Annotated in this window: 8 protein-coding genes; 2 read left to right on the top strand and 6 right to left on the bottom strand. The window is 39.4% G+C overall.

Translation table 11 applies throughout. From position 1 onward, the window contains the following. Nucleotides 1-285 precede the first annotated feature (285 nt). From UYC_RS0129280 to nifH, 3 genes are all read right to left on the bottom strand, one after another. On the bottom strand, nucleotides 286-591 hold the full coding sequence (locus UYC_RS0129280; protein WP_016877700.1) for a P-II family nitrogen regulator: 306 nt from the start codon (nucleotides 589-591) through the stop codon (nucleotides 286-288). A 158-nt stretch (nucleotides 592-749) separates the two neighbouring features. After that, a complete protein-coding gene (locus UYC_RS0129285) occupies nucleotides 750-1,049 on the bottom strand; it encodes an RNA recognition motif domain-containing protein (RefSeq protein WP_016877701.1) in 300 nt (99 codons plus the stop codon). A 302-nt stretch (nucleotides 1,050-1,351) separates the two neighbouring features. Continuing rightward, nucleotides 1,352-2,245 carry a nitrogenase iron protein gene (nifH, locus tag UYC_RS0129290; protein WP_016877702.1) on the bottom strand — a complete coding sequence of 298 codons (894 nt, stop codon included), beginning with the start codon at nucleotides 2,243-2,245 and terminating at the stop codon, nucleotides 1,352-1,354. Nucleotides 2,246-4,053: 1,808 nt separating this feature from the next. Here nifH and UYC_RS0129295 point away from each other — a divergent pair. Both UYC_RS0129295 and UYC_RS0129300 read left to right on the top strand, forming a co-directional pair. Beyond that, nucleotides 4,054-5,385, top strand: a complete 1,332-nt coding sequence (locus tag UYC_RS0129295) for a DUF3131 domain-containing protein (RefSeq protein ID WP_016877703.1) — start codon at nucleotides 4,054-4,056, stop codon at nucleotides 5,383-5,385. Between the two features lie 257 nt (nucleotides 5,386-5,642). Then, a complete protein-coding gene (locus tag UYC_RS0129300; protein WP_016877704.1) occupies nucleotides 5,643-6,077 on the top strand; it encodes a hypothetical protein in 435 nt (144 codons plus the stop codon). Nucleotides 6,078-6,175: 98 nt separating this feature from the next. On the opposite strand, the gene UYC_RS0129305 is transcribed toward UYC_RS0129300, so the two are convergent. The 3 genes from UYC_RS0129305 to UYC_RS0129315 form a co-directional block, all read right to left on the bottom strand. Continuing rightward, nucleotides 6,176-7,687, bottom strand: a complete 1,512-nt coding sequence (locus UYC_RS0129305; RefSeq protein ID WP_016877705.1) for a hydroxysqualene dehydroxylase — start codon at nucleotides 7,685-7,687, stop codon at nucleotides 6,176-6,178. A 148-nt stretch (nucleotides 7,688-7,835) separates the two neighbouring features. Next, complete coding sequence (locus tag UYC_RS0129310; RefSeq protein WP_016877706.1) at nucleotides 7,836-8,939, bottom strand: HlyD family secretion protein; 1,104 nt, start codon at nucleotides 8,937-8,939, stop codon at nucleotides 7,836-7,838. A 206-nt stretch (nucleotides 8,940-9,145) separates the two neighbouring features. Further along, nucleotides 9,146-9,406: a hypothetical protein gene (locus tag UYC_RS0129315; protein ID WP_016877707.1), complete on the bottom strand. Its 261-nt coding sequence runs from the start codon at nucleotides 9,404-9,406 to the stop codon at nucleotides 9,146-9,148. Nucleotides 9,407-9,693: the final 287 nt, after the last annotated feature.

The raw sequence follows: 9,693 nt of genomic DNA on the forward strand, positions 1-9,693 counted from the left end.
GTTGGGTACGTCACATAATACCAACTTGGGATAAGTAGTATTGTTTCAAATAAAACAGATAGAAAACTAAATATCCGTAATCCAAATATAGTCAAAAACTTGCCTACATTTTTCACAAAATACTTTTAAGTCTGAACTCAAAACTTGATTATCCTTGTTCTTGCACGCAGTCATGAGTTAAGTTAAATCCTCGGCTAAAACTCCTTAACTTTCTTCTCGCTGGATATAAGAAATAGCATCCACGATATCTCACAGTAAATTCATCTAGCAACAAAAAAAAGTTAATTAATAGAAAGCTTCTATATTGTGTCGAAAAGCGATTAAGGCGTGCTTACCCTGCTCCTCTTTTAGCGCACAAAGGATAGCATCAGATACTTCTAATGAAACTATAGTCCTAATTTCAATATTAGTATTGTAGCCTGCTAAGTCTGCCAAGCGTCTTCCGTGACCGCCTTCACCCTGCACTTGACTAATAGTGTAACCGCTTACGTTATGGCTTTTTAGCAGCTTAACAATACGGTCTTTCAGCACCGTTTCACCAATGATAGTGATTAAAACAGCAGGTTCTAGGGGAGTGCCTGAGTTTGACATGGAGAACTCCAGAGATTAGGTTTTGGCTGAGAGCTTAAATTTTCGCTGCCCAGTCCAGATTTTATAGTAAAAAGGCTCAAGCATTTTTGCCTGAGCCAGTACTAAATGCAATCAATGTGCTGGATTAAGATTAGCTTCAACAGCTAAACCGATAAAGCTTAGTAGCGGTTACGTCCGCCGTAGCTTCCTCGACCACCACCAAACGAACCTCTATCTTCTTTGGGTTTAGCCTTATTAACTTTAAGGTCACGTCCCATCCACTCAGCACCATCAAGAGCTTCAATTGCAGCTGCTTCTTCTGCATCTGTACCCATTTCCACAAAACCAAACCCGCGTACACGTCCTGTTTCGCGGTCAGTAGGTAGCTGAACCCGCTTTACAGAACCATACTCTGCAAAAACCGCATTCAAACTATCTTCTGTAACTTCATAAGAAAGGTTGCCTACATAAACTGACATAGATTGTCTCCGAAATTAAAAGGGTGTAGAGATTTAAGTTTCGGAGAAAAGTCTGTAAATACCAAAAGGAGAAAGCCCGTCAATACTAAAAACAAACGCGGTCGCCGAATTAACTCTCACCTGCTAGTATGACATAGCCAGCAATTATCGCAGAATAATTACAAAAACTGTTACATAAGGTAATGTAAACTCTGTATAGGAAAGTAGATTTACTGAGTTGTGAAAGGTGAAAATTCTAGAACCCCGGTTTGATAAAAACCGGGGTTCTGGTTGTTCAGAAAGGATTTATGACTACATCAAAATTACTTGGTGCTGCTTTGTGCAGGTGTACCAATCATTTTTGCAGCATTTTCTTCGCTTTCAAGAATACCAAATTCAATCAACAATTCTTCTAGTTCTTCCATTTCAATTGGGGTTGGAACTTTGAGATTTTCGTTGTTGATGATTTTGTTAGCCAAGATACGGTATTCGTTAGATTGGTTGCTGTCGGGTGCGTACTCGTTAACTGTCATACGGCGCAACTCAGCGTGTTGAACAATATTGTCGCGGGGTACGTAGTGAATCATTTGAGTGTTCAAGCGTTTTGCCAAAGTTTCGATGAGTTCGATTTCTCTGTCAACGTTCCGGCTGTTACAAATCAAACCACCCAAACGCACACCACCTGTGTGTGCATATTTCAAAATACCGCGAGCGATGTTGTTTGCAGCGTACATTGCCATCATTTCACCGGATGTTACAATGTAAATCTCTTGTGCTTTATTTTCGCGGATAGGCATTGCAAAACCACCACACACAACATCGCCTAGTACGTCATAAGATACGAAGTCAACATCTTGGTAGGCACCATTTTCTTCTAAGAAGTTGATGGCGGTGATAATACCACGACCAGCACAACCTACGCCTGGTTCTGGCCCACCAGACTCAACGCACTTCACACCACGGAAGCCAGTGAGCATTACTTCTTCTAGTTCTAGGTCTTCGACTGCTCCACGTTCAGCAGCCAAGTGCAATACGGTAGTTTGAGCTTTACTGTGTAGCATCAAGCGGGTAGAATCAGCTTTGGGGTCGCAGCCAACAATTAGGATACGCTGACCCATTTCTGCCATAGCTGCTAAGGTGTTTTGAGAAGTAGTAGACTTACCAATACCGCCTTTACCATAGAAAGCAATTTGTCTGATTTTTTTGTCAATACTCATGGTTGGTATTTCCCTATAATTACTTGATCTATGGGACTGAAAATTACTCAATCCTCTCGTAATTAATGCAGAGAAATTCATCTTCTATTACAAAGATATAATTCTGCATTAGCCTCCTTCAACACTACGATTCGAGTCATATCGTAGCGACGATTGACATATACTAAATTCTTGAATCTTGAGGAACGATATCTACTACGCTTGAAGTTTTCATTTCCAAAGTAGTGATTAGAACATAGCTTGCAAAGAAACCAGATTTCATTTCGCTTGCACTATGTTTATTTAGTAACCGTTCTGATTTGTTTTCGATTGCCAGATTATACTAAGAGTCTTTCTTCCCAGATTCTTAGAGTTATTATTTCTGGTTGATTCACATCTTGCACCAGTTGTTTGATTGCGATTTTTGTAAGGTGGGCATTGCTTAGATTTGACTCAAAACCTTATTTTGACGTTACAGGCAATGCCCACCCTACGGTTATTAAGGGTGGTGCAAGATCCCAGTTGATAATACTAGCTTGTGTAGACAACTCTTACTAGTTATTACCTAAGCAATTTATAACTAACTTCAAGTTTGTACTAAGGTTACTATCCTGCTTTTCTGGCTGATTTGTATCGTTACTAAAAGTCGTAGCGATAGCAATATTGAAGTGGATTTAACAAAGCAAAAGAATTTATTGAGGTAAGCTCAATATTTTTCTTAAAATCTTTTGCATTCTTGCTTTTTTGATTCCTATTGTCAGCTTAACACGGTTTTACTAATTTATTTATTGAGTTGAATTATTGTTCTGAATGTTTTGCTTAAATATTAATGCTGCACTGCAATTTTTGAAATTATGAATATTTTCCTGACATTTTGATTTTTAGTTTTTGTTAGATTTGAACTTATATCTAAAGCTGTACATTAAAGCAATTCTGAGTAGTCAAGGTATTGAGCAGAAATATGACAGAAAATGCAATATTATGTTGGAGTTAAAAATAAGTATTTTTGGCTATGCAATCAGCCTGTGTCGCCTTTTGAGATCTAAATCTTTTCACACTACTTAATTAGGGAAAATTTTATATCAGTTTATGTGACTAATTTATCTGGCGAAGTGAAGGAGTAAAGAACTCCAGCAGATATTTTTAAAACATGGAGGGTGGCCACCGAGATACCCTATTATTGGGACATATTGTAAAGTTTTGTGTGGACTCGAAGTCGCACGGGAGAGTGAACCCGAAGAATTTCTCAGGCTAGTATCCAGAGTCTGTACCAGCCCGAAGGGGCTTAGTGAGTAATCACCATCCAAACGAATACGTTCTTTTATAAAATTTATTACTTGTATAACTAATTACTAACTTTTTGCATGATTTAAAGTATATTGTATAACTAATAATTTAGGTAACTATATGTCTTTTCTATTACTTTACACAGAGAAATTTGATTCACTTCTAGTAACTTAGAGCAATAAGAGTAATCATTCCGTACAGGCAAAATCTCATTCAATACGGAAGCAGAGTTAGGCTATACATGGAATAACGTTCGCAATTAAGTACTGGAGACAGTGATTGCAATAATTACTTATGGGCAGGAAGACTATGGGTCGAGTTTCAAAAGGTAAGTATAAATTTTTTCTGTTTTCTAAAATAAACTAATTACTAAGATTACTAAGACAGCATTAATTTATACGCTAAAACTTTAGTAAAAATAACTTCTGATTTTGAACCACTACCTAAAAGCTTATTTATATAAGCTTGTGTGGGAAGGGTGGTAACAGCAGCGATCGCTATTACAAGTCTATTGATTTCAGCACATTTCTGGTACTTCTGTTGTGCAAAAAACTGACATATTAACATCTCCATCTACCTCCCCGGCTCTAGAAGCTGAAGCAATTGCCAGGCTTGATGCTCAATCCTTAGCTTGGCGCGGTACACCGATTAGCCCCAGCCAACTTAAAATCGCCAAACCTGCTTATATAGCTCCTGGTGTGGGAACATTAACACCAGAAGAAATGGCGATCGCCCATCAAGCTTGGTTGTATTTTGAGCGTAACTGGAACAATGAAACAGGCTTAACTAATTCCGTTGATGGATATAGTTCTGTGACGATTAGAGATCAAGCAGTGGCTATTGCTGCATTAGTTAGTGCAAGAGAACTCAATATCGTATCTGCATCAGAGTTTGAAGTAAAGATAAGCAAGACGTTGCAAACTCTAGCATCGATACCTTTATACAAAGAAGAACTACCTAACAAGATTTACAACACAAAAACTCTTATCCCTATTAATTCTAGTCAATCAGAAAAACAAGAAATTGGATGGTCAGCTTTAGATTTGGGGCGGATGGCAATTTGGCTAAAAATTGTCGGAGCAAAGTATCCCCACCTGCAAGCACAGACAGAAGCCGTTTGGAAACGTTGGCGAGTTAAACGTCTCACCAAAAATGGGCAAATGTATGGTACCAGTATCATCCAAAAGAAAGAAGAATATAATCAAGAAGGTCGCTTAGGCTATGAGAATTATGCTGCCTACGGTCTAAAATTATGGGATCTAGATGTCAACCAAGCCTTGGATTATCAATCTCACACTGCCTTTGTCAATATTTACGGGCAGGGAGTACCCTACGATCGGCGCAACTACAAAAATTCAGGAGCAAATAACTACGTTCTGAGCGAGCCTTATATCCTAGACGGAATTGAAACAGGTTTTCAAGTGTTGCCTAAAGCTTATGCAGACAGGGTTCTAGCTGTTCAAGAAGCTCGTTATCAGGCAACAAAACAATTAACAGCTGTCACCGAAGACTATTTAGATCGTTCTCCCTACTTTGTTTACAATAGCTTGTTTGTTAACGAAGAACCTTGGGCTACAATCGCAGACAGCGGACAAAAACACAATCATTTGCGGTTCCTCAGTACGAAGGCAGCTATAGGTTGGTATGTACTTTACAACACTGCTTACACCCGTCAGTTATTCGATTTTGTCCAAATAAATCTTAAATCTAGTTATGGCTGGTACAGCGGCTTCTACGAATCTCTGCATCAGCCGAACAAAGCCCTAACAGCCAATAATAACGGTGTGATTCTAGAAAGTTTACTCTATAAACAAGTTGGCAAGCCACTAACAGTTTGGGCAGGAGTACAGACACTGCGTTCTTCTGGCAATTAAGGCTGTTAATAATAATAAAAAGGTAATAGTGATTGGGATTGGGCAATTAAATTTTGGATTTTGGATTGGAATTTAATCTAAAATCTAAAATTCCTAGTACCTTGTCACCTATCCCCTGTCACCTGTCCCCTATCCCCTATTTATTCCTGCGTGTCTACTCTAAATTAGTTCATAATTATTCGCAAAAAGAGAGATAATAATATTATGGTGAAAAGTGAGGAAGTTGTTTGTAAATAGCAACTGTACCGGAGGTGCATATGAGCCGACTTTTATACGAGCATTCCTTGTCATACAAAGGATATCTCATCATTCCCTTCGTTTTTGGCAAAGCGGATAATTACGACATTTATTCGTATAAATTATTATCAGAGATTGGCTATCAAAGCCGCTTTCATAAAACAGAAAATCCGGCAGAAATCTATGGTAGCAGCATCAGTAATATCCTGGAAATTGCCAAAGAACATATTGACAAGAACTTAGAATTTACCAGTGAAGGTGATTATTTCCAATATCGCTACGTTTATCGCAACAATTTGATTGTTGTGTATCAAGAAAATGGTAAATATTTTTACGATCATTACCCTCCAGACTCATTAAATAATATCGCAGCACCCAAAATATTCACATCAGAATTTGAATGTTTAAATTGGATCAAGCAAGGGCTTGATGGATTGAATGTGCGGCGTAGATAGGCAAGGTGATTGCTCGTGCGATCGCCTTCAGTTAAATACCCATTCTTTTCTCTCCTCCACCTGCATAACGCAGGTGGATTTGATTGTTTGCAAATAACTCATGGCAACCAAAAATCAGGCAAGATAGATTTGCCGACATAACGCGCTGCGCGGTTTACAGTTCTTGCTAGTTGAATGTGGGGTTCATCTGCTTCTACTGGTAAAATATTAGCTAAATTACCTTCTCCTAAATAGGAAATTGCCAAATTTGCTGCTTCTAAACCTGTAACATAAGCTTTCTCTTGCGACCAAGAACCGTGGCGATTAATAATCCAATCACCACTCATAAATACATTCTTCAAACAAGTTCTTGCTGGTAACATATAACGGTAGCTACCAGGAGTAAAATGAGTTACTGCCTGTGGTAAACGAATGACACTACTATCAATTACTTTTGCTGTTTGGAATTGGGGTATGCAATGTGCTAAATAACGTTGCACAATCGGCACGATTTCTTTATTTTCTAGAGGAATAAATTGATTTGCGTGATAAAAATCAACTTCAACTACTGTTCCTGGTTCATTTTTATATTCATCATGTAATGCATTCAAATCAAAAAATGTCCATCCTGTAGTTTCATCAAAGCCAAAGCAAGCATTAGAAGGACGAGGAATATTAATTTTGCGGTCAAACCACAAACGAGTTGCTAAAACATCAATAGCCCCTAAATTAGTGACATTGCGGAATTGTTCGTGACTTTGAAGATGAGCACTACTGGAAATAATTTTCTTCATGCCCGTGATGCCAACAGCAAAAATTACTGCATCAGCATCAAACACTTCATCACCACAAACCACTCCTGTTGCCTGATTATTACTATCAACAATTACATCGGTAACTCGTTTGTTGGCGAGTAAATTTCCCCCTGCTTTCTCAATTCGCTCTACCCAAGGGCGAAAGATTTTTTCGCCGATAGTGCCACGACACCATACCACATCAAAATCGGGTTGATGTGCCAAAATAAAAAAGTACAGCATTCCCAAAGTTGCGGCAGCAGAACATTGCTCCCCTGGGGCAAATAAACCCACTAATAACATTGGTTCAAAAGATTCTCGATAAAGACGTGCAGACACGCCAAAATCTTTGAACAATTCACGAGCAGTGACAAAATCATAACGCCGCCAAGCTTCATCAGAATTATCGAAATCAATGACGGCATAAAGTAAAGGCAAAGCACTCAAGCGATCGATTAATGGCAGCCGCTTAAAATATGTGTAAACAAAAGTGCCCAAAGGAGTCGGGAGTCGGGGTAAATCTTGAAAAATTGGAGACTCAACTTCCAAACCGGCAGGTGAATATTGTGAAGAACGAGTCCAATTGGTAAAAGGGTTAATTCCTAATTCATTAATCAGAGAGAAAATATTTTTATAAGGATACCAAAAGCCGTGAATACCAGCTTCCACAGCACGTCCTCCTGATGTTCTCCAACCAGCTACTAGCCCACCAGGATAGTAGCCTGCTTCAAGCAGTGTCACATCGTAACCTTGTTTTGCTAAGTGGTAAGTTGCACCTAAGCCAGCCCAACCCGCACCGACAACTACCACTTTTTTACGCTGTGACGATTCTGCCATTGTAGTCTCCAATTTTTTAGTCTACTCGCAAATAGGGAACAGGGAACAGGTGGAGAGGTATTTTCATGTATCCTATGAACGCAGTTCAGCAAGGGCTACTTAACAAAAGAAGCCAGAATAATTTATTAATCCAGAATTCTGAATTCTTTTATTTAGTTTTTACTGTCACCATTGCCGACATTCCAGGAGTAATTCGGGATTCATAGCCCTGAATGCTATTAGGATCGAACACAATTTTGACCGGAATTTGTTGCATATCACTATTCCTAATGGCATTAACTGGAGGGCGTTCGTCAGGGGGAATATCTTCTGGAGGAAAGGCAAACATACTAGAAGTAGGATACATACTATCTACCTTGCCTTGGAATGTCCGACTGTGGAAGGCTGGGATTTTTATATCCACATTTTGCCCCGGCTGTATTTTTTCTAACTGGGTTTCTTGAAAATTAGCAATAATCCAAGGATTGGGCTGCACGATTGTGAAAAGAGTTTGCCCTGGTTCTATCCGCTGCCCCACCTGAACATTCCTGTTACCAATTTTTCCATCTACTAAGGCAGTGATTTTAGTATAGGATAGTTCGAGTTCGGCTTTTTTCAGATCCGCTTGCTTTTGAGCGATCGCCGCCTGCGCTGTTTTATACTGTTGCTCGTTTAGCTCTCTTTGCTGGGTAAAAGCTTGTAACTGCGATAGATTATTTTTGTTTGTTTGAGTGTTTTTATTTGCTGGATTTTGTGGTCGTGGCTCTGATAATTGTAGGACAAGAGGGCTATTCGCGGCATTTTTGATTTTTGTCTGTGCCAAATTTGCTTGCTGTTTGGCTAATTCTAAGGATGCTTTTGCCTGAGCCAAAGATATTTGATAGTCACGGGGATCGAGTTCTACCAATACCATGCCACGAGATACAGCTTGGTTATCGCTAACTGCAACTTTGGTAACTACCCCTGATATTCGTGATGTGACGGGGTGAATATCTGCCGTGACATAGGCGTTATTAGTTTGTAAATTGATTTGAGTATACTGCCATCGGCGGTAAGCGTAAATTCCTGAGGCGATCGCTCCTGCACCTAATAAGACTCCCAATACCACTACAGGTAGCAAACGCTTAGAAAATGGGGATACTTTTTTTGTGCTATCTCTACCGGAATCACTAGGAGTGATAGCTGACATCACCTCTTGCTCCAAAACTGGAGTGTTTTGTTCCTCCAATCCTGCGACTTGCTGGGTGTTTTGTGAAGAATTTAGGCGTTCCATCGCAATCTTCTTTTAGGCAACGATTGAGGATTTATTGGGGAAAACGGATCGCTAAGTAAATTACTCAATAAATTAATATTGATAATTTGGCAGTTGCGACTCCTATTTGTTCCCTATTTTTATTCAACTACAGATAATCCACCAATTTTTGCCCCAGTCATTAAGTTATTTTGAGAACACTCTAAACTCTTGACGCAATAGTGCCATTACGCCAAACGTGCCAAAGCTAAGTCGCGAATTAGTGGCACTCTAGAACTCAAGTAAGCACTGATTGTGTTAGTTTCTTCACTAGTAAGCCATATTTTGTTTTTAAGCTGCCACAGTAACTGTTGAACAAGTTCTGCATCTGCAACTTGAACAAGAGTACTAGTCTGAGTTTCATCAACTACAGTCCATAGCAGACGTAATGTAGAAGCGTTCACAGGATATACCTCCACTGCAACTGCTGGTTGTTTGGATCTCAGCATTGCATCCTGCTGAAACCTAAAAAAATCTTAAATCGATATCTTTTAGATTTTCTTAATATTTACAAAGGTTTATAAGAATTTAGTAATGTAGATAGAAATCTAAATATAACTTTAACTGGTCGTAGGAATGGGGATTGGGGATTGGTCATTAGTCATTAGTCATTGGTTAGTAGGGGAGCCAGTGCGGTGGTGAGCCAGCGCTGCGGGAGGGTTTCCCTCCGCAGGCGACTGGCGTAGACACGAAGTGGATAAGCGAAAGTAAGGGTTTCCCGGCAGAAAGGAGCCAC

Source organism: Chlorogloeopsis fritschii PCC 6912 (genome assembly GCF_000317285.1).
Classification (GTDB): Bacteria; Cyanobacteriota; Cyanobacteriia; order Cyanobacteriales; family Nostocaceae; genus Chlorogloeopsis; species Chlorogloeopsis fritschii.

Coding starts and splice junctions, on each gene's coding strand:
- nifH (WP_016877702.1), bottom strand. CDS start 2,245: ATGAGTATTGACAAAAAAATCAGACAAATTGCTTTCTATGGTAAAGGC.
- UYC_RS0129305 (WP_016877705.1), bottom strand. CDS start 7,687: ATGGCAGAATCGTCACAGCGTAAAAAAGTGGTAGTTGTCGGTGCGGGT.
- UYC_RS0129310 (WP_016877706.1), bottom strand. CDS start 8,939: ATGGAACGCCTAAATTCTTCACAAAACACCCAGCAAGTCGCAGGATTG.
- UYC_RS0129300 (WP_016877704.1), top strand. CDS start 5,643: ATGAGCCGACTTTTATACGAGCATTCCTTGTCATACAAAGGATATCTC.
- UYC_RS0129285 (WP_016877701.1), bottom strand. CDS start 1,049: ATGTCAGTTTATGTAGGCAACCTTTCTTATGAAGTTACAGAAGATAGT.
- UYC_RS0129280 (WP_016877700.1), bottom strand. CDS start 591: ATGTCAAACTCAGGCACTCCCCTAGAACCTGCTGTTTTAATCACTATC.
- UYC_RS0129315 (WP_016877707.1), bottom strand. CDS start 9,406: ATGCTGAGATCCAAACAACCAGCAGTTGCAGTGGAGGTATATCCTGTG.